Origin of the sequence: Streptomyces sp. NPDC047108 (assembly GCF_040643575.1) — a bacterium.
Classification (GTDB): Bacteria; Actinomycetota; Actinomycetes; order Streptomycetales; family Streptomycetaceae; genus Streptomyces.
In genome coordinates, this window is record NZ_JBEYUP010000001.1 from 95,159 (window position 1) to 119,028 (window position 23,870).

At 70.6% G+C, this 23,870-nt stretch carries 25 protein-coding genes and 1 riboswitch; of the genes, 6 read left to right on the forward strand and 19 right to left on the reverse strand.

What is annotated here, in order from left to right; genetic code table 11:
• Positions 1–30 precede the first annotated feature (30 nt).
• Together ABZ822_RS00390 and ABZ822_RS00395 are read left to right on the forward strand one after the other, a co-directional pair.
• A complete protein-coding gene (locus ABZ822_RS00390) occupies positions 31–303 on the forward strand; it encodes a type II toxin-antitoxin system Phd/YefM family antitoxin (protein WP_360845163.1) in 273 nt (90 codons plus the stop codon).
• On the forward strand, positions 300–569 hold the full coding sequence (locus ABZ822_RS00395; protein WP_360845164.1) for a type II toxin-antitoxin system RelE/ParE family toxin: 270 nt from the start codon (positions 300–302) through the stop codon (positions 567–569). Before ABZ822_RS00390 ends, ABZ822_RS00395 begins: the two co-directional genes overlap by 4 nt.
• A gap of 63 nt (positions 570–632) precedes the next feature.
• Here the strand turns inward: ABZ822_RS00395 and ABZ822_RS00400 are convergent, their stop codons facing one another.
• From ABZ822_RS00400 to ABZ822_RS00430, 7 genes are all read right to left on the reverse strand, one after another.
• Positions 633–1,586, reverse strand: a complete 954-nt coding sequence (locus ABZ822_RS00400; protein WP_360845167.1) for a Ppx/GppA phosphatase family protein — start codon at positions 1,584–1,586, stop codon at positions 633–635.
• The gene (locus ABZ822_RS00405) at positions 1,583–2,197 is read right to left on the reverse strand and encodes a DUF501 domain-containing protein (RefSeq protein WP_360845170.1); all 615 of its coding nucleotides are present in this window, start codon (positions 2,195–2,197) and stop codon (positions 1,583–1,585) included. Before ABZ822_RS00405 ends, ABZ822_RS00400 begins: the two co-directional genes overlap by 4 nt.
• A gap of 75 nt (positions 2,198–2,272) precedes the next feature.
• The gene (locus ABZ822_RS00410; protein WP_360845173.1) at positions 2,273–2,746 is read right to left on the reverse strand and encodes a septum formation initiator family protein; all 474 of its coding nucleotides are present in this window, start codon (positions 2,744–2,746) and stop codon (positions 2,273–2,275) included.
• 121 nt (positions 2,747–2,867) lie between these two features.
• Complete coding sequence (eno, locus tag ABZ822_RS00415; RefSeq protein WP_360845175.1) at positions 2,868–4,148, reverse strand: phosphopyruvate hydratase; 1,281 nt, start codon at positions 4,146–4,148, stop codon at positions 2,868–2,870.
• 259 nt (positions 4,149–4,407) lie between these two features.
• On the reverse strand, positions 4,408–5,085 hold the full coding sequence (locus ABZ822_RS00420) for a transglycosylase family protein (RefSeq protein ID WP_360845178.1): 678 nt from the start codon (positions 5,083–5,085) through the stop codon (positions 4,408–4,410).
• A gap of 3 nt (positions 5,086–5,088) precedes the next feature.
• Positions 5,089–5,254, reverse strand: a riboswitch (cyclic di-AMP (ydaO/yuaA leader).
• 259 nt (positions 5,255–5,513) lie between these two features.
• On the reverse strand, positions 5,514–6,440 hold the full coding sequence (locus ABZ822_RS00425; protein WP_360845180.1) for a transglycosylase family protein: 927 nt from the start codon (positions 6,438–6,440) through the stop codon (positions 5,514–5,516).
• A 103-nt stretch (positions 6,441–6,543) separates the two neighbouring features.
• On the reverse strand, positions 6,544–7,854 hold the full coding sequence (locus ABZ822_RS00430) for a cytochrome P450 (RefSeq protein ID WP_360845183.1): 1,311 nt from the start codon (positions 7,852–7,854) through the stop codon (positions 6,544–6,546).
• A gap of 159 nt (positions 7,855–8,013) precedes the next feature.
• Between ABZ822_RS00430 and ABZ822_RS00435 the strand changes: the two genes are divergently transcribed.
• Positions 8,014–8,313: a chaplin gene (locus tag ABZ822_RS00435; protein WP_360845186.1), complete on the forward strand. Its 300-nt coding sequence runs from the start codon at positions 8,014–8,016 to the stop codon at positions 8,311–8,313.
• Positions 8,314–8,447: 134 nt separating this feature from the next.
• Here the strand turns inward: ABZ822_RS00435 and ABZ822_RS00440 are convergent, their stop codons facing one another.
• The 4 genes from ABZ822_RS00440 to ABZ822_RS00455 all read right to left on the reverse strand — a co-directional run bounded on the left by ABZ822_RS00440 (position 8,448) and on the right by ABZ822_RS00455 (position 11,172).
• Positions 8,448–9,209 carry a lysoplasmalogenase gene (locus tag ABZ822_RS00440; RefSeq protein ID WP_360845188.1) on the reverse strand — a complete coding sequence of 254 codons (762 nt, stop codon included), beginning with the start codon at positions 9,207–9,209 and terminating at the stop codon, positions 8,448–8,450.
• A 118-nt stretch (positions 9,210–9,327) separates the two neighbouring features.
• Complete coding sequence (locus ABZ822_RS00445) at positions 9,328–9,744, reverse strand: DUF6479 family protein (RefSeq protein ID WP_360845191.1); 417 nt, start codon at positions 9,742–9,744, stop codon at positions 9,328–9,330.
• Positions 9,745–9,772: 28 nt separating this feature from the next.
• Positions 9,773–10,777: a nucleoside triphosphate pyrophosphohydrolase gene (locus tag ABZ822_RS00450; protein ID WP_360845193.1), complete on the reverse strand. Its 1,005-nt coding sequence runs from the start codon at positions 10,775–10,777 to the stop codon at positions 9,773–9,775.
• A 23-nt stretch (positions 10,778–10,800) separates the two neighbouring features.
• Positions 10,801–11,172, reverse strand: coding sequence for a helix-turn-helix domain-containing protein (locus ABZ822_RS00455; protein ID WP_360845196.1), 372 nt, complete (start codon positions 11,170–11,172; stop codon positions 10,801–10,803).
• Positions 11,173–11,345: 173 nt separating this feature from the next.
• Here ABZ822_RS00455 and ABZ822_RS00460 point away from each other — a divergent pair, with 173 nt between their 5' ends.
• Positions 11,346–12,326, forward strand: coding sequence for an NADP-dependent oxidoreductase (locus ABZ822_RS00460; protein ID WP_360845199.1), 981 nt, complete (start codon positions 11,346–11,348; stop codon positions 12,324–12,326).
• Between the two features lie 92 nt (positions 12,327–12,418).
• Here the strand turns inward: ABZ822_RS00460 and ABZ822_RS00465 are convergent, their stop codons facing one another.
• The 3 genes from ABZ822_RS00465 to mfd all read right to left on the reverse strand — a co-directional run bounded on the left by ABZ822_RS00465 (position 12,419) and on the right by mfd (position 17,707).
• Positions 12,419–13,060: a SurA N-terminal domain-containing protein gene (locus ABZ822_RS00465; RefSeq protein WP_360846879.1), complete on the reverse strand. Its 642-nt coding sequence runs from the start codon at positions 13,058–13,060 to the stop codon at positions 12,419–12,421.
• 155 nt (positions 13,061–13,215) lie between these two features.
• Positions 13,216–13,878 (reverse strand): HNH endonuclease family protein, encoded by a 663-nt coding sequence (locus ABZ822_RS00470; RefSeq protein WP_360846881.1) that lies wholly within the window; start codon positions 13,876–13,878, stop codon positions 13,216–13,218.
• 208 nt (positions 13,879–14,086) lie between these two features.
• Positions 14,087–17,707, reverse strand: coding sequence for a transcription-repair coupling factor (mfd, locus tag ABZ822_RS00475; RefSeq protein WP_360845202.1), 3,621 nt, complete (start codon positions 17,705–17,707; stop codon positions 14,087–14,089).
• A 336-nt stretch (positions 17,708–18,043) separates the two neighbouring features.
• Between mfd and ABZ822_RS00480 the strand changes: the two genes are divergently transcribed.
• On the forward strand, positions 18,044–19,159 hold the full coding sequence (locus tag ABZ822_RS00480) for a CapA family protein (RefSeq protein WP_360845205.1): 1,116 nt from the start codon (positions 18,044–18,046) through the stop codon (positions 19,157–19,159).
• On the forward strand, positions 19,159–19,821 hold the full coding sequence (locus tag ABZ822_RS00485; protein WP_360845208.1) for a protein-L-isoaspartate(D-aspartate) O-methyltransferase: 663 nt from the start codon (positions 19,159–19,161) through the stop codon (positions 19,819–19,821). Before ABZ822_RS00480 ends, ABZ822_RS00485 begins: the two co-directional genes overlap by 1 nt.
• A 32-nt stretch (positions 19,822–19,853) precedes the next feature.
• Here the strand turns inward: ABZ822_RS00485 and ABZ822_RS00490 are convergent, their stop codons facing one another.
• From ABZ822_RS00490 to ABZ822_RS00510, 5 genes are all read right to left on the reverse strand, one after another.
• Positions 19,854–20,525 (reverse strand): hypothetical protein, encoded by a 672-nt coding sequence (locus ABZ822_RS00490; protein ID WP_360845210.1) that lies wholly within the window; start codon positions 20,523–20,525, stop codon positions 19,854–19,856.
• Positions 20,526–20,693: 168 nt separating this feature from the next.
• Complete coding sequence (locus ABZ822_RS00495; protein WP_360845213.1) at positions 20,694–21,212, reverse strand: hypothetical protein; 519 nt, start codon at positions 21,210–21,212, stop codon at positions 20,694–20,696.
• Between the two features lie 158 nt (positions 21,213–21,370).
• Positions 21,371–22,060 (reverse strand): hypothetical protein, encoded by a 690-nt coding sequence (locus ABZ822_RS00500; protein WP_360845215.1) that lies wholly within the window; start codon positions 22,058–22,060, stop codon positions 21,371–21,373.
• Positions 22,061–22,089: 29 nt separating this feature from the next.
• Positions 22,090–23,442 (reverse strand): putative T7SS-secreted protein, encoded by a 1,353-nt coding sequence (locus tag ABZ822_RS00505; RefSeq protein WP_360845217.1) that lies wholly within the window; start codon positions 23,440–23,442, stop codon positions 22,090–22,092.
• Entirely contained in the window at positions 23,439–23,816 is a 378-nt protein-coding gene (locus tag ABZ822_RS00510; RefSeq protein WP_360845219.1) for a hypothetical protein, read from the reverse strand. Before ABZ822_RS00510 ends, ABZ822_RS00505 begins: the two co-directional genes overlap by 4 nt.
• Positions 23,817–23,870: the final 54 nt, after the last annotated feature.

Below are 23,870 nucleotides of genomic sequence, written 5' to 3' on the forward strand. Positions count from 1 at the left end.
TGCGTACACGGGAATGCGTACACTGAGTTCATGACCGAAAACACCGCGACCGTCAGGGAAGCACGCGCGCATCTCGCGGAACACATCAACCAGGCCGAGGCAGGCACTCCCACCGTTATCACGCGCAACGGTGCCCCGGTTGCCGCAGTCGTGCCGATCACTGACTTCGAAGCACTGGAAGAGGCGGCCGACGTGATGCTGGCCCGCGAGGCGGAAGCAGCTCTGGCCGACGGCGAGCCCACCGTTTCGATGGCCGAGCTGCTGGCGGATCTGTTCAGCGAGCGCGGTGAAGGCGCCGCGTGAAGTACGCGTTCCGGTTCACAGCGGCAGCACAGCGGCAGCTCCAGGCCATCAGCCGACTCGATGCCATGCGCATCCTGACCGCATTGACCGCGCTCGGCGACGATCCGTACCGCGAGGACGCCGACGTCAAGAAGCTCACCAGTTCCGCGGGGCTCTACCGGCTCCGAGTCGGCAACTACAGAGTCGCGTACCAGATCAACGACAGTGAACTCATCATCCTTGTCGTCAAGGTGGGCAGCCGGCGGGACGTCTGCCGCAATCCGTAGTGACCCCGCCCCCTGCTGCGCGTCGAGTGCCGTATGGAACGCGATGCTGTGCAGGATCGCCTCTTATCGCGACTCGGGTACCAAAGACCAGGCGATCCCGTCCAGAATGTCGTGTTCGCTGACCACGACCTCCCGCGCCCCGGTCCGCTCCATGATCGCGAGGAGCGCCAGGGCTCCGGAGGCGATCACGTCCACCCGCCCCGGATGCATCACGGGGATCGCCGCCCGCTCCTCGTGCGTCGACGACAGCAGGGTGGCGGTGATCTCCCGGACCCGGTCGACGGGGATGCGCGCGTGGTGGATCGCGTCCGAGTCGTACGCCGGCAGGCCGAGGGCGATGCCCGCGACCGTGGTGACGGATCCCGCGAGCCCCACGAGCGTCCGGGCCTCGGTCAGCGGCACGGTCTGCTCGACGAGGTCCAGCGCCGCCTCGACGTCGGTCCTGACGGCGTCGATCCGGCCGGGCTCCGGAGGGTCGGTGACGTGACCGTCCCGGACGAGGTGACGCTCCGTCATCCGGACGCAGCCGATGTCGACGGAGCGTGCCGCCCGCACGGAAACGTCGCCGACGACGAACTCCGTCGAGCCGCCGCCGATGTCGACGACGAGATACGGCTTCTCGACGTGGTCCAGGCCCGCCAGCTCCTTGGTGGCGCCGGTGAAGGAGAACTCCGCCTCCTGGTCCCCGGTGATCACCTCGGGCTCCACACCCAGGATGTCCACCACACCGCGCACGAACTCCTCGCGGTTCTCGGCGTCGCGCGAGGCCGAGGTGGCGACGAACCGCGTGCGCCGGGCGCCGAGTTCGCGGATCACCCCGGCGTACTGACGGCAGGCGGCGAAGGTGCGCTCGAGGGCCTCGGGCGCCAGCCGGCCCGTACGGTCCACGCCCTGGCCGAGGCGGACGATCGTCATCCGGCGGTCGAGCTGCTTCAGCTCACCCGTGGCCGGGTCGGCGTCGGCGACCAGCAGGCGGATGGAGTTCGTGCCGCAGTCGACGGCGGCGACCCGGGTCATGCGCCGTCCCCCTGCCGCTCCGTCGCCTGCCCCGCCTCGCCCAGCACGCCGTCGTCCTGCACGCCGTCGTCCCGCGCGTCATCGCCCTGGGCGCCCGAAGGGCAGGAGACGCAGGGCCCCTTGCGCCACCACTCCGGCAGCATCGCGATCGCCTCGTCGCCGAGCGGGTTCACGCCCGGGCCCGCGGCCAGCGAGTGACCGACGAGGACGTGCAGGCACTTCACCCGGTCCGGCATGCCGCCCGCGCTGGGGAAGCCCTGCAGCACCTCGACGGCGTCACGCCGCCGGATGTAGTCCTCGTGCGCGGCGCGGTAGGCGGCGGCCAGCTCCTGGTCCTCCTGGAGCCGGGCGCTCATGTCCTTCATCACGCCGTCCGCCTCCAGCGTGCCGATGGCGGAGGCGGCGCGCGGGCAGGTCAGGTAGTAGAGCGTCGGGAAGGGCGTGCCGTCCTCCAGGCGCGGCGCGGTCTCCACCACGTCGGGCAGTCCGCACGGGCAGCGGTGCGCGACGGCACGCAGCCCGCGCGGCACACGGCCCAGCTGCTCGCCGATCGCCGTGATGTCGGCGTCGGTCGGCGGGGTGGGATCGGTCTGGGGAGGGGGCGTGTCCATGCCTGCGCAGATCTCTTCGGTTCTCGTCGGTCGGATCGGGAAATCGGGTGCGGTCGAGGGGACTTCGGGGGCCGGTCAGCCGCGGGCGTCGACGCGGTCGACGCCTTCCCAGAGGTTGGTGTACCAGGCGCGGTCGGCCATCCCCTCGCCCTGCGGCGGCCTGCTGTCGTACGAGCCGCCGCCGACCACGGTGTAGCCGGTCTCGCCCGGCCGGAGGAAGTGCAGATGCTCGCGGGCCTGCCGCTCCACGTACGCCGGGTCCTGCCAGCGGGCCTTCTCGTCGCGCAGCTTCTCCACGGCCCGGCGCGCCTGCTCGGCCTGGCGCTGCTGCTCGGCGATCTCCGAACGCTGGGAGACCCACTGCCGCATCGGGTACGCCAGGGCGACGACGAGCGAGCAGACGACCAGCGCGAGCAGCGCGGCACGGCCGGTGAGCCGGCTGCGCCGGGGCGCCTTGCGGGCCTGGGCCCGGTAGACCCGGGCGGCGGCCTGCTCGCCGAGCGCCTTGAGTCTGGTCGCGGTGGAGAACCGCTCCCGGTCCGCGCCCACATCGCCTCCCTGCAGTCGGATACGGACGTCCCCGGCCACGGTACGGGACCGCGGCCGGGGACGTACGAAGGCCGGAGCGAACGCCCGTGGGCTTCCTGCGGCCCCGCGGCGCTCCCCTGGGTCAGCCCTTGAAGCGCGGGAAGGCGCTGCGGCCGGCGTACACCGCGGCGTCGTCGAGGATCTCCTCGATGCGCAGGAGCTGGTTGTACTTGGCGACGCGCTCGGAGCGGGCCGGGGCGCCGGTCTTGATCTGGCCGCAGTTGGTGGCGACGGCCAGGTCGGCGATGGTGACGTCCTCGGTCTCGCCGGAGCGGTGGGACATCATGCACTTGAAGCCGTTGCGCTGGGCCAGCTCGACGGCGTCGAGGGTCTCGGTCAGGGAACCGATCTGGTTGACCTTGACCAGCAGCGCGTTGGCGGTGTTGTTCTCGATGCCGCGGGCCAGACGCTCCGGGTTGGTGACGAACAGGTCGTCGCCGACGAGCTGGACCTTGTCACCGAGCCGCTCGGTGATGGTCTTCCAGCCGTCCCAGTCCTCCTCGTTCAGCGGGTCCTCGATGGAGACCAGCGGGTACGCGTCGACCAGCTCGGCGTAGTACGAGGTCATCTCGGCCGCCGTGCGGGTCTTGCCCTCGAAGGCGTAGACGCCGTCCTTGTAGAACTCGGTGGCGGCGACGTCCAGGGCGAGCGCGATGTCCTGGCCGGGCTGGTAGCCGGCCTTCTTGATGGCCTCGACGATCAGGTCGAGGGCCTCGCGGTTGGAGTCGAGGTTCGGCGCGAAGCCGCCCTCGTCGCCGAGGCCGGTGGACAGGCCCCGCTCCTTCAGGACGGACTTCAGGGTGTGGTAGACCTCGGCGCCCCAGCGCAGCGCCTCGGAGAAGGACTCGGCGCCGATCGGCGCGATCATGAACTCCTGGATGTCCACGTTGGAGTCGGCGTGCGAGCCGCCGTTGAGGATGTTCATCATCGGGACCGGCAGCAGGTGCGCGTTCGGTCCGCCGAGGTAGCGGAAGAGCGGCAGGTCGGAGGCCTCGGAGGCGGCGTGCGCGACGGCGAGGGAGACACCGAGGATCGCGTTGGCGCCGAGCGAGGACTTGTCCGGGGTGGCGTCCAGGTCGAACATCGCCTGGTCGATCAGGCGCTGCTCGGTGGCGTCGTAGCCGACCAGCTCCGGGCCGATCTGCTCGATCACGGCGAGCACGGCCTTCTCCACGCCCTTGCCGCCGTAGCGGCTCTTGTCGCCGTCGCGGAGCTCGAGGGCCTCGAACGCTCCGGTGGAGGCACCGGAGGGAACGGCGGCACGGCCGGTGCTGCCGTCGTCGAGGCCGACCTCGACCTCGACCGTGGGGTTGCCTCGCGAGTCGAGGATCTCGCGGGCTACGACGACGTCGATGGACGGCACGAGCATCTCCTTCTGGGATCTGACGCTGGGACGCAGGGACTGCGTGAATCCCTGTCTGCGGCATGAGCCTAACCGGCCCCGGATCCTCGGCCGTCCTCTGCCCGCCCCCCGAGACGAAAAGGCCCCCAAAGGCCCGTAAAGGGGATCTTTGGGGGCTCATGATCCGCGCGGCCGGCGGGCGGGCCCGGCACCCGAGCCGGGGCGGGCCGGCACGGCGGACGGGGCGGGCCCGGCCCGTGGCGCCGGGCCCGCGACCGGGTCAGCTCAGGTGGAGACGCTGGCCGGGGTAGATCAGGTCGGCGCGGTCGACGATCTTCTTGTTCCGCTCGTAGAGCTTCTTCCAGCCCCCCTCGACGCGCTCGGCGTCGGCGATGCTGCCGAGGGTGTCACCGGGCTTGACCTCGTACTCGCCGTCGCCCTTCTTCACCGGGCCGCTCTTGGGCGCGGCCCGCCCCGACGTACCCGGGCCGTCGCCGCGGTCGCTGCGGTCGGCGCGGGCCTCGGCGCCCCCGGCCGAGGAGCGGGCGGTGTCCACGTCCGCGTCCGGGCCGCCGGCGGTCAGGCCGCCCGCGCCGGCGCAGGACCAGGCACCCGGCCCCTGTATGTCGAGCAGCTTCTCGGCGGTGGCGATCTGCTGCTCCTTGCTGGCCAGATCGGCGCGGGGCGCGTACTGGGTGCCGCCCGCCGCGGCCCAGCTCGACTTCGAGAACTGCAGCCCGCCGTAGTAGCCGTTGCCGGTGTTGATGTGCCAGTCGCCGCCGGACTCGCACTGGGCGACCTTCTCCCAGGTTCCGACGGAGGCGGCGTTCGCCGATGTGGCGCCCATGAGCGGTACGGCGACCGCGGTGCCGGCGACACCGGCGAGCGCTGCGATGCGGGCCATGGCCGATGGGCGGCGGTGCGCGCCCCGGGTACCCTTGTTGCCGGAAAGCAGCATGGAACATCTCCTCACCGACGCCTGCGAGGTGAGCTGTCGGGTTCGGGCTGTGAGCGGCCCGGCCCGGTGCTCGCGCACCGGTCTTCACCCCTAGCCGTCCGTTCCGCTGCCGCGGTCCGTCCGGCACTTACCTTGGGTCCCCCGCTCCTGCCTACGGCGCTGACGCGTCGACTGTCCTCCGGCCACCGGCAGGATTCGGCGTGATGGCCGTCGGCGCCCACCGTGTGGCGAGCGGCTTCGACGGTAAGCACACAAGTCCCACCGGTTCAAAAACCGACATCCAGCACCAGGAGCCCCTGAATTTCCCGCTGTTGTCTTTATCTGTGCAGGTCGGGGCAGGTACGGGCGGATCGGGCAGGCGGAAGGTGCCCGTTGGGCCGATGAGATGCTTCTCTCAGTCGCTCCGGAGCGATGAACCCGGCCGCGAACTAGCGCCGGGACGCACCGAGATCGAGCTTCTGACCAGGGAGAATCAGGTCGGGGTCGCCGCCGACGACCGACTCGTTGGCCTCGTAGAGCGCGGGCCAACCACCCGCGAGCGAGTGCTCTTCGGCGATTGCCGACAGACTGTCACCCGGTCGGACGGTGTAGTCCCCGTCCTTCCCTGCGCGGCCGGAGTCGCCGCCGCGGGAAGCGTGACGGCCGTTCTCGCGCCCGTCGCCCCCGCCCTTGCTCTCGCCCGCCTTGCGGTCCGAACCGGCCGCGCCGTCCCCGGCGTCCTCGTCCGCGGGCGCACCGCGGTGCTTGCCGGAGCCGGCCTCCTCGGACGGAGCGGGCGATTCCGAGCCGCCGCGCTCCTGGTCGTGGTCGCCGGACGGTGCGCCGGACTCCTCGCGGTCCTCCTGGCCGCCGTCGCGCGGGTCGGATGCGGACGAACCGGAGTCGCCGTAGTCCTCGCCGGGCGCGGGGGACTCGCCGGGGAGGAGCGTCTCGGCCGGACGTGACAGGTCGATGCCCGGGTCCACGTCCGGGGCCTCGCCGTCGTCGGTGAGGCCGGAGTCCAGCGCGCAGTTCGGCCACGCCTGGGGCCCCTTGGCGGCGAGGATCTTCTCGGCGACGGATATCTGCTGGGAGCGGCTGGCGAGATCGGCGCGGGGCGCGTAGTCGCGGCCGCCGTACTCCTCCCAGGTGTCCTGGGTGAGCTGGAGTCCTCCGAAGTAGCCGTTGCCGGTGTCCGCGCTCCACAGGCCGCCGCTCTCGCACTGGGCGACCCGGTCCCAGGTCTCGGTGTCGGCTGCCTGCGCGCCACCGGCCGCGAGCAGCGGCAGCGCGATCGCCGAACCCGCCACGCCGGCCGTGACGAAGATGGCCGGTGCTTGACGAGGGCGGCGGTGCCGACCGGTCCCGGAACGCATGCGGGGCGCCTTTCGAGAGACGGCTGAAGCGAGGGTGTGCGCGCACGAAAGTAGCTCCGTCGCACCGCAGTCACAAGACGATGTAGTGGAGATCACGCGAAGATCACATAGTTGAAACCTGCTCAATTTTAGAGGGGGTGAACTCGACCGGAAGCGTGCGCAATCCACGCATGATGAGCCCTCCACGCCACCGCAAATCGTCAGGTTCCGCCGCGAGTCGTACGTCGGGAAGACGCCGGAAAAGTGCGGCGAGTGCGGTCTGCGCCTCCAGCCGGGCCAGCGGTGCGCCCAGGCAGTAGTGGATCCCGTGGCCGTACCCGAGGTGCTGGTTGTCGCGGCGCGCGAGGTCGAGCGTGCCCGGGTCGTCGAAGCGTGCGGGGTCGCGGTCGGCGGCGGCGAGGACGACGAGAACGGGATCGCCGGTGGCGACGGACTGCCCGCCGATGGTGACCGGTTCGGTGGCAAACCGCCAGGTGGCGAGCTCCACCGGCCCGTCGTAGCGCAGCAGTTCCTCGACGCCGTTCGCCAGCAGCGCCTCGTCGCCCTCCGCGAGGGCCCGGTGGAGGCGTTCGCGCTGACCGGGATTGCGCAGCAGCGCGTACGTGCCGTTCCCGATCAGGTTGACGGTCGTCTCGAACCCGGCGAAGAGCAGGATGAAGGCCATCGCCGCGGCCTCTCCCTCGGTGAGGTGCTCGCCGTGGTCACTGGCCCGGATCAGGCCCGAGATGAGGTCGTCGCCCGGGTCGGCGCGCTTACGGTGGATCAACTCGGCCAGATAGCGGCGCATTTTCTTCACCGACCGGGCCACCCCGCCGCGCGGTCCGCCGCCGTGCCGGATCATCATCCCGGCCCAGTCGCGGAAGTCGTCCTGGTCCTCCGCCGGCACGCCCAGCATGTCGCAGATCGCGTAGATCGGGAGCGGGAAGGCGAATTCATGGATGAGGTCGGCTTCGCCCCGTTCCGCGAAGCCGTCGATGAGCCGGTCGGTCAGCTCGCTCACGCGCGGGGCGAACGCGGCGACCCGGCGCGGGGTGAACGCCTTGGAGACGAGGCGGCGCAGGCGGGTGTGGTCGGGCGGATCGATGTTGAGCAGATGCGTCATCAACTCGGCGCTCCGCTCGCCCGGAATGCCCACCTTCCCCTTGGCGTGCGCCGATCGGCCCGCCGTGCCGTCGGCGCCACCGGCGGAGACACGCTCCTGGTGCCGGGCGGGGTTCTTCGACAGCCGCGGATCGGCGAGCGCCTGCTTGGCGTCCGCGTACCGGGTGACGAGCCACGCGTCCACTCCGCTGGGCAGCCTGGTCCAGTGCACCGGGGAGTGTTCGCGCAGCCAGGCGTACGCGGGGTACGGGTCGGCTGCGAACTCCCAGGTGAAGAGCGTGGGCGGGGTCGGGGCGGGGTTCTCCTCGTGCACGTGTCGACCGTATCCCGGGCCTCGTGCGGGCCTTCCGCGGAGCCTTCTGTCCCCATTCGGCGTAATGCGGCGTGACTTGCCGCGCTCCCCATCGGTTGTCGCGGATGCCAAAGCCGCCAAGGGGGCGGAATGGTTCCCTTCTGCAGAGGAGAGAATGCAATGTCACGGATGATCAGGACGCTTGCCGTCACGGCCGCCGCGGGCGCCGTGGTGGCCGGTGCCGCCGGCACCGCCGCTGCCGACGCCGACGCCAAGGGTGCGGCCGTCCGCTCCCCGGGTGTCATCTCCGGCAACGTGGTCCAGATCCCGGTCCACATCCCGGTCAACCTGTGCGGGAACACCGTCGACGGTGGTGGCCTGCTGAACGCCGCGGTCGGCAACACCTGCATCAACGACTCGGGCGACGAGCACAAGGTCGTCAAGAAGCACAAGAAGCACGCGAAGAAGAAGCACCACTGATCCACACTCCGCGCAGGTGGTGAGCCAAGGCTCGGCCCTCCCTCCCCGCCCACCACCCCTGCACCGGAAATCCGTTGGCCTCCCGCGACGACGCGGGGGGCCTTCGGTCCGTCCGGGGACGGAAACCCCGGCGGTCACGCGGTGACGGCGCGCTCCGCTTCGGTCCGCTCCAGCCAGCCGGACGTGATGAGGTACTGGCCGAGGAGGTAGCCGGCCATGATGAGGACCTCGTGCGCCTGGCGCGAGGGCAGTTCGTAGCCCGCTGCCTGAAGACCGATCAGCAGGTCCGAGGCGAGGAACGAACCGGCGCCCGCGGCGACCTTGCCGCCGACGCCGAGGGCGGTGGCCCCCATGATCGTCAGCGCGAGGCTGTACCCGGCGACGGGCAGGCGGAGCTGCTCATCCAGGCGCGGGGCCAGCAGCGCGTTGATCGCGGCCCAGCCGCCCAGGCAGGCAAGGGCCGGCCACGGCTTCCTGACGATGCCGCGGAGCGCGCCGAGCCGGGTGTAGCCGGCGGTGTAGCTGACCTGCGTGCCCAGGAAGGCCGCCATACCGACGAGGAAGGCGGACTCGTGGTGGTCGAAGAGGAGCGCGGTGTCGCCCGCGGCGGCGAAGGCGAGTCCGGCGACGAGCGCCTTGGGCACGGGCTCCGAGGCATCCTCGCGGCGGCGCAGTACGTGCCCCGCGAGCGCGGGCATCAGCAACGGCTTCCCGGCCCTGCCCGGTCCGCGCGGGTTGCGGGCCACGGCGGCCACGTCGGCGGCGGCCAGGGCCCCGAAGGCGGCGAGTGGGCCGCGCCCGTGCCCGTCCGGCCGTGCCAGCCGTGACACGGCCGCGCCCGCCGCCTCGAGCATGCGCTTCCTGCGGTATCCGCTGCGCTGTCCGGTGATCACCATGCCCGGCAGTCTTCCGAGGCCGGTGACACCCCGTCAACGCCCCCGGCCTGTGACCTCCCGCTCCCCCGCCCTCGCCCGACGGCCGGCGGACCTCGGAGGCAGGTGGCTTTCGGCGGCGTCAGCCCGTGCCGTGCCCGCTGCCTCCGCGGTCCCACTTGCGGCTCTCGGGCTCGCCTTCGTCGGCGGCCGACTCCGAGGGGGTGTTGTCGAACTCGTACGGCATGTGGCGCACCCCGTTGTGCGGGACGTCGTGCGGCCTGCGGCGCTCGTGGAAGTCCGTCCGCGGGCGGACTTCGTCCTGGTGGCCCGGCCCGTGGTTCGGGGGCGCGTTGCCGGACTCGTGCTCCTCGTGCGTACCCCACGCGCCGCCTCGCGGCTGCGGGTCCTTGGGCGGCTCCGGCTCGCGGGAGCGCACCCGCAGGCCGAGGATCACCGCTCCGACGAGCAGGAGCACAACGAAGATCCCGACGACCAGAGGCCCGATCCCGACCAGGTAGTCACGCCGGGCGGCGAATTCCATGGTCAGCTCGAACATGGCCGACGAGTACCCGGGTCGGGGGAAGTCAGTCGGCCCCTTCGGCCGTACGGATGGCGTCGCGGTAGGCGCGGGCCGCGGCCCGCAGGGCGGACTCGGGGTCGGTGCCGTCGGCCTCGGCCCGCACGGCAAGGGCCAGGAGCCGTTCGCCGAGGTCGCCGTCGCCCGGGGACGCGGGCAGGCCGACCTCCAGGCCCGCCGTCCGCACCCGGGCGGCGAGCTTGGCGGCCAGCGCCAGCGCGGGCTGGCCCAGCGGAATGCCGTCGGTGACGGACTCGCGGCGCTTCTCGACGGCCTTCGTGCGCAGCCAGTGCGCCTTCACGTCCTCCGGGGTCTCGGCGGTCTCGCTGCCGAAGACGTGCGGGTGGCGGTGGATGAGCTTCTCGACGATCGTGCCCGCCACGTCGTCGATCGAGAACGGCTCGTCCGGGTCCTCCTCGGCGATGCGGGCGTGGAAGACGACCTGCAGCAGCACGTCCCCCAGCTCCTCCCGCAGCTCCTGCCGGTCCCCGGCCTCGATGGCCTCGACCAGCTCGTACGCCTCCTCGATCCCGTACTTGGCCAGGCCCTCGTGGGTCTGGGTGCTGCTCCACGGGCATGCGGCGCGGATGGTGTCCATGACCTGGACGAGGTCCAGCAGGCGCGCGCCGGGCAGGTCGTACGAGGCCGGCAGCAGCTCCAGGTCCGGCATCCGCTCCCGTCCGGAACCGGCCATCCTGGCCAGACCGTCCGTGAGCTCCCGGTCGCCCTCGCCGGAAGGGATGACGACCACCGTGCGGCCGCCCCGGCAGTCCTCGACGAGGCCGCGCGCGGAGGGGGTCACGTGCTCGATGTCCAGACCCGCCTCGTGCAGATACGGGAGCTGAGGGTGGTCCGGGTCCGGGCACACGATGCGGTCGGCACCGCGCAACGCCTGCCAGGCGGGCCAGGACAGCAGGCCCGGGGCGACCCGGTGGCTGGTGGTGAGCAGGACGATGCGGCCGGCGGACTCCGCGGGTTCGCCGTCGCCGTTCACGGGTGGGGTGACGTTCACGCGTCGAACGTAACTCACGCCGCTCAGGCGCCCTGGAGCGACCTGATGTCGTCGATGTGGTCCTCGACCCAGCTCCGTACATGGCCCAGCGGCACGGCGACGCTGCGCCCCAGATCGGTCAGGCCGTACTCGACGTGCAGGGGTACGGCGGGGAAGACCGTGCGGTCGACGAAGCCGTGGTCCTCCAGGCGGCGCAGGGTGCGGGTGAGCACCTTGGGGCTGATGCCCTGCAGCTGCCGCTGGAGCACCCCGAACCGCTGCGGTCCGTCCTCCATCGCGCCGATGGCCAGCGCCGCCCACTTGTTGGAAAGCAGGTCGAGCACGAACCGGCAAGGGCATGCGTCGGCGTAGACGTCGTGGACGTCGTGGCGGCCCGTGGTGCAGTCGGTGGTCATGGCGGCTCCGCGCCTCCGTTCGGGATTTCCTGTCCTGAAACCTACGTAGTACTTCCCAAAGGATAGTAGCCGCCCTTGCGGGTAACTAGGCCCCTGCGGATACGTTCCTCGCCGTACCGGCCGGACACCCCGTCCACGGCCGTCGACCACCCCCCTTGATCAGGAGATGCGTGATGAGCAACGCCCAGACGTCCCCGGCCATGCGCGCGGTCGTCCAGGACACCCTCGGCGGCCCGGAGGTCCTGCGCGTGACCGAGGTGCCGCGGCCGGAGCCGCTGCCGACCGAGGTGCTGGTGCGCGTCCACGCGGCCGGGGTCAACCCCGTCGACTGGAAGACGCGGCAGGGCGGCGGGATGGCCGGGGTGCTGGGCGAGCCCCCGTACATCCTGGGCTGGGACGTCTCCGGCGTCGTGGAGCGCGTCGGCTTCGGCGTGCACACCCTGAAGGAGGGCGACGAGGTCTACGGCATGCCGTGGTTCCCGCGCCAGGCCGGCGGATACGCCGAGTATGTGACCGCGCCCTCACGGCAGTTCGCCCGCAAGCCCGCCTCGCTCGGCCACCCCGAGGCCGCCGCCGTGCCGCTCGCCGCACTCACCGCCTGGCAGGCGCTCGTCGACACCGCGAGGCTGGAGAAGGGGCAGCGCGTGCTGATCCACGCGGCCGCGGGCGGCGTCGGCCACTTCGCCGTCCAGTTCGCCAAGCACCTCGGCGCCCACGTCATCGGGACGGCGCGCGAGGCCAAGCACGACTGGCTGCGCACGCTCGGCGCCGACGAACTGGTCGACTACACCGCCGTCCGCTTCGAGGACGAGGTGCGCGACGCCGACGTCGTCCTCGACCTGATCGGCGACGACACGGACCGTACGAGCACCCGCTCGCTGCAGACGCTGCGGCCGGGCGGCCTCCTCGTGGCCGTCCCCTCCGGCGTCTCGCCGGAGCTGGCCGAGGCGGCCCAGGCGCGCGGCGTACGGGCGAGCGCCTACCTCGTGGAGCCCGACGGCCCGGCGCTGGAGCGGATCGGCGAGCTGATCGACGCCGGTGCGGTGAGCGTGGAGGTCGAGGACGTGCTGCCGCTGGAGCGGGCCGCCGAGGCCCACCGGCGCGGTGAGGAAGGCCGTACGCGCGGCAAGCTCGTGCTCGACGTCACCTCCTGATCGACACGCCACGGGCCGGGCCGCGCCCCTCGAGTACGAGGACACGGCCCGGCCCGTGGTGACGACGCCGGATTCCTGGCGGCCTTACGCCGCTACGCCGGGCTCTTCTCCTTCGGAGCGGCCCGCAGCCACGGCGTCTTCACCTCGCCGAGCTGCACCTTCTTGTTGTTCCACGCGCCGAACCGCGGATTCACCTCGACCCCCAGCTCCCCGGAGGCCGTGCTCAGCGCGGTCACCAGCTTCTGGACGCCCTGCGGGCTGTTGCGGTCGGCACCGAGCGCCAGCGCGAGCTTGTCCATGGTCACCTGGTTGTGGATCGCCTCGTCGACCTGGCCCGGCGCGATGGCGTACTGCGAGAGCCACTGCGCGTTGAGCCGGTCCTCGCTGCCCGCCTGCTTCACCATGGCGCTCCGCGCCTTCTGCACGTCACCGCGGCTGACCGTCACGCCCGCGTCCTCAGCGGCCCGGTTCAGCACCCGGTTGAAGATCATGCTGCCGAGGGTGGCGCGGGTGAGCTGGCCGCTGTTCTGGATCAGCTGGGCCGGCTGGGCGGAGCCGCGCTGCGCCTCCCGGACGTCCTCCACCTGTGCCTGGAGCTGGGAGACGGTGATCCGGTCGCCGTCGACCACGGCCGCCGAGCCCGGATGGGGGGCACTCCCGCACGCGGCGAGCAGGGGCGACGCGGAGAGCAGCGCGACGGCGGAGACGGAGAGCGCGGTCCTGCGGCGGATCAGGCGGATCAAGTGAGCCTCCCGGCATGGAACGTGCGAGCGTACGACGGCTGTGGCGGTGACCTGGCGGTGATCGACGTGCTGATCGATCGTAGGGAGTCCGCGGGGCGCGGGCCACTGATTCGGACAACGATTCGTACCCGACTTCGGATACGCGGTCATCTCGCGGTAAAGCGGGCGGGCGCCTCCGTCGGGTTGCCGCCGGTGGGCAGACGCTGTTCGGGGCAGCCCGCCAGGACGCGCCGCATCGCGTTCCGTTCCGCGCGGGTCACCCACAGCCCGTACTTCTTCTTCACCGCGATCTGCCCGGAGACATAGGTGCAGCGGAAGCTCTTGTCCGGCGGCAGCCAGGTCGCCGTGTCGCCGTCGCCCTTGCTGCGGTTGGTGCCCGCGTCGACGGCGAGGAGGTTGAGCGGGTCGTTGGCGAACGCGATGCGCTTGCGCGGCTCCCACCGGGCGGCGCCCTTCTGCCAGGCGTCGGACAGCGCGACGAGATGATCGACGTCCACCTCGCTGCCGCCGCCCCGCCGGAACTCCACGCGCCGCCCGGTGTACGGGTCCTCGGCCAGCGTCCCCGACGTCACCGCGCACGTCGCGGCGCGGCGCTTCACATCGGTCAGGTCGCGCCCGAGGATGTCGTCGCGCGTCGGGCACTTGTTGCTGTCGGTGTCGGCCCAGGGCGAGCCGAACCGCTCCCGCCCGTAACCGGTCCTCGGCGCACGGCCCTTGACCGTCAGGGCGTCGACGGCGGACAGCGCGGGCCCGCCCTTCCCGGCCGGTTCCTTCCCGCCGCCGCCCGCCTCCTTCCCGTCCTCGGGCATGCATCCGCCGGCGGCCAGGAGGGCGGCGGTGAGTGCGGCGGCCAGGGCGGCACGAGGGGCGAAGGTCCGTATCACGGTGGTGGGTCCCGTCGGGAGTGGGGAGCGGCCGGGCGGGCCGGTGCGTACTGACGGATACCCACGGCCCGGCACCGCATCCCGGAACCGGGCCCGGCTCCTCCGTTCGGCCTCCCCGCCGTCCCGCTCCGGCTCAGCCGCCGAGCACCGTGGTGAGGAACTCCCCCGTCCACGCGAGCAGTTCGCGGCCCACCAGCGGCTTCCCGCCGATACGGGCCGTCGCCGGGCGCGGCACCAGCACCTGCTTCGTCGCCGGCTTGACGATCGCGCGCGGGTGGAGACGCCCCAGACGCAGCTCCTGCGACTCGCGCAACTCCACCGGCGAGAAGCGGATGTTGGAGCCCTGCAGGGTGATGTCGGAGACGCCGCAGGCGCGGGCGAGCATCCGCAGCCCCGCGACCAGCAGCAGATTCTCCACGGGCTCGGGCAGCTTGCCGTACCGGTCGACCAGCTCCTCCCGCACCGCGGTGATGTCCTCCTCGGAACTCGCCGAGGCGATGGCCCGGTACGCTTGGAGACGCAGCCGCTCGCCCGGCGCGTAGTCGTGCGGGACATGCGCGTCGACGGGCAGCTCGATCTTGACCTCGAGCGGGGGCTCCTCCTCGACACCGCCCTCCAGCGAGGCGCGGTAGTCAGCGACGGCCTCGCCCACCATCCGTACGTACAGGTCGAATCCGACGCCCGCGATGTGGCCGGACTGCTCGCCGCCGAGCAGATTGCCCGCGCCGCGGATCTCCAGGTCCTTCATCGCCACATACATGCCCGCGCCCATCTCCGTGTGCTGCGCGATGGTCGCCAGGCGCTCATGGGCGGTCTCGGTCAGCGGCTTCTCCGGCGGGTACAGGAAGTACGCGTAGCCGCGCTCGCGGCCCCGGCCGACGCGGCCGCGGAGCTGATGGAGCTGGGAGAGGCCGAAGTTGTCGCCGCGCTCCACGATCAGGGTGTTGGCGTTGGAGATGTCGATGCCGGACTCGACGATCGTCGTGGAGACCAGCACGTCGAACTTCTTCTCCCAGAAGTCGACCACGACCTGCTCGAGCGCCGTCTCCGACATCTGCCCGTGGGCCGTGGCGATCCGGGCCTCCGGCACGATCTCGCGCAGCCGCGCCGCGGCACGGTCGATGGACTCCACACGGTTGTGGATGTAGAAGACCTGGCCCTCGCGCAGCAGTTCACGGCGGAGGGCCGCGCCGATCTGCTTCTCCTCGTACGGCCCGACGAAGGTGAGCACCGGGTGGCGCTCCTCGGGCGGGGTGGTGATCGTGGACATCTCCCGGATGCCGGTGACCGCCATCTCCAGCGTGCGCGGGATCGGGGTCGCGGACATCGTCAGCACGTCCACATTGGCGCGGAGCTTCTTCAGCTGCTCCTTGTGCTCGACGCCGAACCGCTGCTCCTCGTCCACGATGACCAGGCCCAGGTCCTTGAACTTCGTCTCGGAGGAGAAGAGGCGGTGCGTGCCGATGACGACGTCGACCGCACCTTCGCGCAGCCCGTCGAGGACGCCCTTGGCCTCGGCGTCGGTCTGGAACCGCGACAACGCCTTGACCACGACCGGGAATTGGGAGTAGCGCTCGGAGAAGGTCGCGAAGTGCTGCTGCACCAGCAGCGTGGTCGGGACGAGGACGGCGACCTGCTTGCCGTCCTGGACCGCCTTGAAGGCCGCCCGTACCGCGATCTCGGTCTTGCCGTAGCCGACGTCGCCGCAGATCAGCCGGTCCATCGGGACCGACTTCTCCATGTCCTCCTTGACCTCGGCGATCGTGGTGAGCTGGTCGGGCGTCTCGGCGTACGGGAACGCGTCCTCCAGCTCCCGCTGCCAGGGGCTGTCCGCGCCGAAGGTGTGGCCGGGGGCGGCCATGCGCGCCGAGTACAGCTTGATCAGATCGGCGGCGATCTCCTTGACCGCCTTCTTGGCGCGCGCCTTGGTCTTGGTCCAGTCGGCGCCGCCGAGGCGGTGGAGCGTCGGGGCCTCGCCGCCGGAGTACTTGGTGATCTGCTCGAGCTGGTCGGTGGGGATGTAGAGCCGGTCGCCGGGCTGGCCGCGCTTGGCCGGGGCGTACTCCACGACCAGGTACTCACGGGTGGCGCCCTGGACGGTGCGCTGCACCATCTCGATGTACCGGCCCACACCGTGCTGTTCGTGCACGATGTAGTCGCCGGACTGCAGGGTCAGCGGGTCGATGGTCTTGCGGCGGCGGGCCGGCATGCGGGCCGCGTCGCGCCCGGCGGCCTTCTGGCCGGACAGATCGGTCTCGGTGAGGACGGCGAGCTTGAGGCCGTGGTCGACGAAGCCGTAGTCGATCGAGCCGCAGGCCACATGGACGACGCCCGGGGTGATGGCGTCGAGATCGGCCTCCAGGCGGGCAGCGATGTCCTCGCCGCCGAGCACCTCGACCGTACGGGCCGCGGGACCGTGGCCCTCGGTGACGTAGACCGTGCGCCAGCCGTCGGCCAGCCAGCCCTTGGTGTCGGCGAGCGCGCGGGCGGTGTCGCCGCGGTAGCTCTCGGGGGCGCGCATACCGAGCCGGAGGGCGTCCCCGTCGGCCGCGTCGTCCTCCCCGGCGGGGAGGTCGGAGACGAACGGGCTGACCGACCACCACGGCATGCCCAGCTCACGCGCCCGGTCCCGTACGTCCGCGATACCCCACAGGGACGCGGCGCCGACGTCGATGGGCGCCTTGCCCCCGCCCGCCGACGCCGCCCAGGAGGCCTGCAGGAACTCCTGAGAGGTCGCGACGAGGTCGGCGGCCCGGGTGCGTACGCGCTCGGGGTCGCAGACCACGGCCATGCTCCCCTGGGGGAGGACGTCGAGCAGCAGCTCCATGGAGTCGACGAGGACGGGCGCGAGGGACTCCATGCCCTCGACGGCGATACCTTCGGCGATCTTGCCCAGCAGCTCGCCGAGTTCGGGGTGCTGCTCGGCCAGCGCCGCGGCCCGCTGCCGTACGTCCTCGGTGAGCAGCAGCTCACGGCAGGGCGCGGCCCACAGGCCGTGCTCGGCGACTTCGAGGGAGCGCTGGTCGGCGACCTTGAAGTACCGGATCTCCTCGATGTCGTCGCCCCAGAACTCGATACGGAGCGGGTGCTCCTCGGTGGGCGGGAACACATCGAGGATGCCGCCGCGGACGGCGAACTCGCCGCGCTTCTCGACCAGTTCGACGCGGGAGTAGGCGGCGGCCGCCAGGGCGTCCACGACCTCTTCCAGGTCGGCGGTTCCGCCGGAGCGAAGGCTCACGGGCTCCAGGTCGCCCAGCCCCTTGACCTGCGGCTGGAGCACGGAGCGGATGGGGGCGACGACCACGCTGACGGGGCCCGCGGACGGGTCGTCGGCGGAGGGGTGCGCGAGGCGGCGCAGCACGGCGAGGCGGCGGCCGACGGTGTCGGAGCGCGGGGAGAGCCGCTCGTGGGGCAGCGTCTCCCAGGACGGGTACTCGGCGACGCTGTCCGGGGGCAGGAGCGAGCGCAGCGCGGCGGCGAGGTCCTCGGCCTCGCGGCCGGTGGCGGTCACGGCGAGGACGGGACGGCCGGCGCCGGTGACCCCCTTGCCCTGAGGCTGGGCGCTCTGGCCGGGGGCGCCCAGGGGCTGGCCGGGAGCGCCCTGGGCGCGGGCGAGGGCGGCGATGGCGAAGGGGCGGGCGGCAGGCGGTCCGACGAGGTCGACGTGAGGCCGGTTGCCGTCGGCGGCGGCCTTCACCGCTTCGGAGAGCGCGGGATCGTTGACGACGACGTCGAGCAGACCGTGCAGGCTCATGAAGGCTTTTTCCGTCCCGGGTGATCACTTGAGGACAACGTGAACCGCCCGACACGTCGAACGGGCCGGGGTGGTCCAGCGTACGTCGCCCCGCCGACAACCGGCGCGGAGTCCCGGAGGCGGGGGCGGGGAGGGCGGCGGAAGGCCGGAATCAAGCGGTGGGGGCTCGGCGGGGGCGGGCGGCGGCCGAGAGTGGACTACGGCCGTTGCCTGATCTGTCCCGACCGCCCGGCGATCAGTCCCACCACCCGACGGCGCGAGGCAGCCCGTCCGAGCGTCGCGCTTCGTCCGGCGGCGGAGGGTTCCCCGCTCGGGCGCGCGACCTAGCGTGGAAGCATGCAGGGAGACCCGGTGACGCTCTTCCTCTGCGGCGACGTGATGCTCGGCCGCGGCGTCGACGCGATCCTCCCCTGCCCCGGCGACCCCGGGCTGCACGAGACGTACATCCGGGACGCCCGCGCCTACGTGGCGCTGGCGGAGGCGGCCGGCGGCCCGGTTCCGCATCCGGCGGACTTCTCCTGGCCCTGGGGCGAGGCCCTGCGGGTCCTCGACGAGACGAGCCCGGACGTACGGGTGGTGAACCTGGAGACCAGCATCACGCAGAGTGACGACTTCGCTCCCGGAAAGGAGGTTCACTACCGCCTGAATCCGGCCAACCTCCCCTGCCTGACCGCGGGCCGCCCCGATGTGTGCGTGCTGGCGAACAACCACGTCCTGGACTTCGGCGAGACCGGACTCGAGGAGACGCTCGACGCCCTGGCAGGTGCGGGACTACGGGCCGTGGGGGCGGGACGGAACGCGGACGAGGCGCACCGGCCGGCGGTCGTCGACGTCGGCGGGCGCGGGCGCGTCCTGGTGTTCTCGTACGGGATGCCGTCGAGCGGGGTGCCGCGCCACTGGGCGGCGACGGCGGAGCACGCGGGGGTCGGCTTCCTCCCCGCGCCGTCACCCGCGTACGCCACCGAGGTCACCGACCGCGTACGTCAGGTCAAGCGGCCGGGGGACGTCGCCGTCGCCTCGGTCCACTGGGGGCCCAACTGGGGCTACGGCGTCTCGCGCGACGAGGTCCGCTTCGCGCACGCGCTGATCGACGGCGGCGTCGACGTCGTCCACGGCCACTCGTCGCACCACCCCCGCCCGGTGGAGATCTACCGGGACAGGCTCGTCCTCTACGGCTGCGGCGACTTCATCGACGACTACGAGGGGATCACGGGGTACGAGGAGTTCCGGGACGACCTGCGGCTGATCTGGCTGGTCGAGGTGGACCCCGACAGCGGCCGGCTGACCGGCGCCCGGATCGTCCCCCTCCAGACGCACCGGATGCGCCTGCGCGCGGCCGCGCGCGAGGACTGCGCATGGCTGCGCGACCTTCTGGACCGGATCAGCCACGGCGCGGGGGTCCATGTGTACCTCGCCCCGGGCGGCGGCGAACTGACGCTGGAGCGGGCGTGATGGCCGCGGGACGGGAAGGATCGTCGCCCGCCGCGTCGCCGGAGGACCTGATCCGCGCCGCGCTGGCGGCCGGAGTCCGCGACGAGCGTGTGCTGGACGCGCTGCGGACGACACCGCGTACACGTTTCGTGCCCGCCGCCCAGGCCGGCGCGGCCTACGTCGACACCCCGCTCCCCATCGGGCGCGGCCAGGTCACGACGCAGCCCTCGCTGTCGGCGCTGATGATCGAGGGCCTCGAACTCACCGGCGCCGAGCACGTCCTGGAGATCGGCACGGGCCACGGCTTCCAGACGGCCCTGCTCGCCCGCGTGGCCGGGGATGTCGTGAGCATCGACCGATGGCCGGAGCTGGTGGAGGAGGCACGCCGCAACCTGCTCGCCGAGGGCGTCGGCACGGTGGAACTCCTCGTCGGCGACGGCACGCTGGGCGTACCGGAGCACGCCCCGTACGACGCGGTCCTGATCTCGGCCGCCTTCCTCAAGGTCCCCCCACCGCTGACGGCCCAACTCCGCCCGGGCGGCCACCTGGTGGCACCGATCGGCCCGGGCGGCAGGGAGGAGGTCACGTGCTTCCTACGCACGCCCTCGGGCCTGACGCACCAGAGGCTCCTGACGAGCGCGAGCTTCGTCCGCCTGTACGGGCGTCACGGGTATCCGCCGTGACGGGTGAAACGCGGCCGGATCGCCAACGGCTGTCAGGGCATGCACTCCTCGGCAGGTGCCTTCACTTCTACCTCGGACACCTTCCAGATCCCTTCGGAGCTCTTCTTCATCGCCATGTTGTAGAGGACGAAGTTCTCCGCATCGTCGGGATCCGACGTGTGCACCTTGTCCGTCTTCAGATCCTTGCTGAACAGCTTCCGCTGGTCTCGGCAGGTGACAAGCGCGGCGGAATCCTTGCCGAAAACAGCGACCTTCCCCTTGAAGTACCGGTCGGTGCCTGTCGGAACGAATCCGCCCTCGATGTTCCCCTTGATCTGCGCGACGGCGTACGAGAGCCCTTGACGGCTCGAATAGAACGAGTAGGCACGGTCCTTGAGATCGTGACGCGCACTGGCGCGCTTCAGTCCGCGGAAGAACTGTTCCCCATCCGCGTAGACCGCGTCCGAGGATGCCTTTCCTGTCTTGCTCCACGCAAAGGTCATGTCCAGATCTGCGGGCAGTCCCGTGTCGGGACGCCCCCGGACCTCGTCGGCGGTCGCACTCGGCGTACCGGAGGCTCCAGACGTGTTGGCATCGGCGGCGCTGTCGCCGTCCTTCGCGTTGCTCGCACTGCCACCGCAGGCGGTCAACAGCGTGGCGGCGAGCACCCCTGCCGCCGCGTGCAGGCTTCGGGCGGTCACAGATGTCCCTTCGATACGCGACACACGAAGATCAAACGCTAGTGCACGCCGCTGAACGTCCCGCCGACGGATCGGCGCTACTCGCAAGCTACGGGGTTGTTGGACAACGCCCGGCTCAACTGGTCTACCGAACGTCGATGCTGGACCGATTGCCGCGCCTTCAGCGAGGCGGCTCCCAGGACGCCGTGTTGGTTACGTGCCGGTCAGCGGATTCTCGAAGCTGACCAACTCGGCGATCTGCCGCAGAATGCTCCGGTACTGCTCACGATGCCTTACGGCGCTGGTGCTCAGGGTCAGGACGGCGAGGCGCTTGCCGTCCGGGTGCGGGAGATGGGCAAAGACCTGCAGCAGTGGCTCTTGCGGGAACCCGCTGCCAGCCGCTGCGGTCCGTACCGTCTCACTGATGGAGGCGGGCCCGCAGGGCAGGTCGAAGTACTCGACATGTGTGTGGTTCTCGACCGTGGCGGCCCGTGCCGCAGTGATGTGGCGCGGCGCCCAGGAGGTGTCGCGCCAGGAGAGCGTGAACAACGAGAAGAGGGGCCTGCCACCCTCATCATCGGTGTCATCGACGTCGTTGCGGTGCAGTCCGAGTGAGCAGTGGACAGTGCCGACTTCGGCCAACGCGAGCATGAGCTGCCGAGCAGCGGCGAGTTGGGCCGTGAATTGCTGGCGGACCAACTCGTCCGGAGCCGAGCTGAGGACTGGCTCCACAGCTTGACGCAGTTCCTCAGCGGCCGGGGAACCCGGGGCTGCGAGGATGCCTTCCAGCGGTATCTCAGTGAAGCCCGCAGGGACAGCAAACCAGATACTGGCGTGAGGGTCGTTGGCCGAGTCCTGAATAACGAAGCTTGGCGCGGTCATGAATCCCTTCAGCCCAAGCCTGGCTCTGGGGCACCGGGCTGGGGGATCCTCGCCCCGGAGCGACGAGCGCGTTCAAGGTCATCGGGGCTCGCATCCCAGTTTTCACGATTCCCAGCGGCACCACCGAGAAATCCTCGCTGGTAGAGAACGTGCATGCGCTTCGGAACGTCCGCGTCCCGGCCAGAAGCTGCAACGACGCCGAAGAATCGGGGGTCTCCAGCGAACCAAAGGGGCTCAATCTGCGCTTTGAGTTCAGGCTTGGTGCGCGGGCCACCAATTCGCTTGAGCCACCAATACGAGCGGATATGGTTGATGAAGACGAGCGGGATCTTCTCTTCCGGGTTCGCGGGATTACGGAACTCGAACCACATACCCTTGTCGCTCTGCGCTGATGGATGATCTTTCAGACCGCGTGGTACATCACGGAGAACCTGCCACGAGTAGTTGCACAGGATGCGCTGCATACGCGCACCCCAGACAAAATAGGCACACTGCACGAACGTCCGATAGGCCGCGTAGAGCACGATCGGACCGAACAGGATGACGGTCCACGTCGGAGTAGCCAGAGCCAGAAGGAACGCACCCATAGCTGTCCCCACCCAGCAAATGAGACCGAACAGATTCATGGCCATGTGCCTGAACCAGGCATATCGGGTCGGGGAATGGTCCCACGCCGTGGCAAACTCGCCGGGTTTCATTGGTGTCGCTCCCTTGTGGTCACGATGATTCAGAAGATGTGACGGGCGAGTTCGACGAGGCCCCCACTGTCCAGGCCGAATCGCGCACCGTCGACGCCTGTGGCACCGTCCTTGGCCCCGTCGCTGTCAACTGCGTCCACAACGCCCGCAACCAGACCATAGCCCGCTGTGCCCACCCCCAATGAGGCGGATGAAACCTCCAAGACACTTCCCGCTTTCTCGGCGTTGCGCGCTCCGCTCACAACGAAGCCAACAAGGGGGTTCTCAAGGCTGCTGATGGCGCGGGCCTGACTCATGGTCTCTGTGCCGATCGTAGTCAGCCTCTGCCCCAGCGAAAGAGCCTCTGCTCCGGATCCGACACCACGCAACGCCACTTGGCCGCCCTTGGTGACAGCGCCGATGCCGGGCAACGCTCCGAGAACGTCACCTCCGACACTCACGGCGTTACCCCAGAAATCAGAATCGAACTCGCCCTTGGTAAACCCGTCCCAGAATGAAGCCCGCACCTCCGGTTTTGTGATTCGGATCATGAAGGACGTTGCACTCAGAGCAGCTGCAGCCAGGAGCAGCACTGCGGCAGCAGTCCCACCAGTCAGCACGAAGAGCGCCACAAGTCCGAGGACCCCAGCAGTGAAACTCAGGATGTCCGGCAGGTTTTCCGTGATCCAATCCCACGCTTCACTGAAAGCGCCTGGCTCGTGCGGCGCGAGCTTCTCCGTCGCCGCGCGGATGCGGTCCGCTCGTTCGCCGGCCTTGTCCTCGTGCTCCTGGGCAAGCTTGCGCGCCTTTGCCAGGATCCGGTCGAGGTCCCCCTGGGCATCGTCCACATGCCCGTTGGCGCGCTTCAGTGCTTTCTGCGCGTCGTCCTGGCGGGCGCCCTTCTTGTCGAGGTCCGGGTCGTCGCCCGCGCGGCCGGCGCGCCCCTTTGCCGCGTCCAGGGCGGCTCGCGCTTCCTTCGCGTCCTCGTTGAGACGTTTGGCGCGACGCTGGAACTCTTCCAACTCGTCGTGCCAGCAGTTGAGTTGTTTTGCTGCCTTCCGAATGGAATGTGCGGCATTCTTCAGGTTGATGGGAAGAGGACCGCCATCGATCTGCTCCCGGAAGGCGACCGCGGCATCGCCTTCCCAGTAGCTCCCGTCCATGAGCTGGCTGACCATTTCATGCGTCTCACTGAGCACCTTGGCGCAGCCTTCAAGCTTCTTGCGCAGCGCGCGGACCGTGTCGCAGTCGCCCGGTACGGGGTTGAACCCCAGGTCCGGGTAGTGGGGATTGGGTATGCGCGGAGAGGTCTGGAGCCCTTGGGGTTTGTAAGCCTTCTCCAGTGGGTTCTCACCCACTGGCGCCTTCGGCTGGGGCGACTCGATGCCGGAGGTGTAGCTCACTTCTTGCCCCTGCCGTCGCCGCTCTTGTCCTTCTTCAGCGCCTCTTCCAACGCTTTGTCGACTTCGCGGTAGCTGTCCTTGCTTTCCTTCACGATCTTTGTGAGGTCTTCCGTCTGTTCACCGATCTGCTCAGCGCCATACTTCCAGTCGTTCTGGAACTCCTCGCACGCCGAGTCGAGGTCATCGGTGCCGAGGCCGGTCACCGTGGCATCGTTCAGCGCCTTGCGCAGGCCCTTCAGCGAATCGGTCGACTTCTTCAACATCTTCATGAAGTGCGCGAGTTCGTCGCCGTCGACGGCCAATCGATCCGCCACTGCTCTCCCACCATCGTCATCGTTGCTCAACGCATGTTCGAGGCCGGCGCTGGTCGGCACCTCGCTCCGAGACGGGGTCTCCCGGCTGCCACGACGACGAAACGCTACTGGACT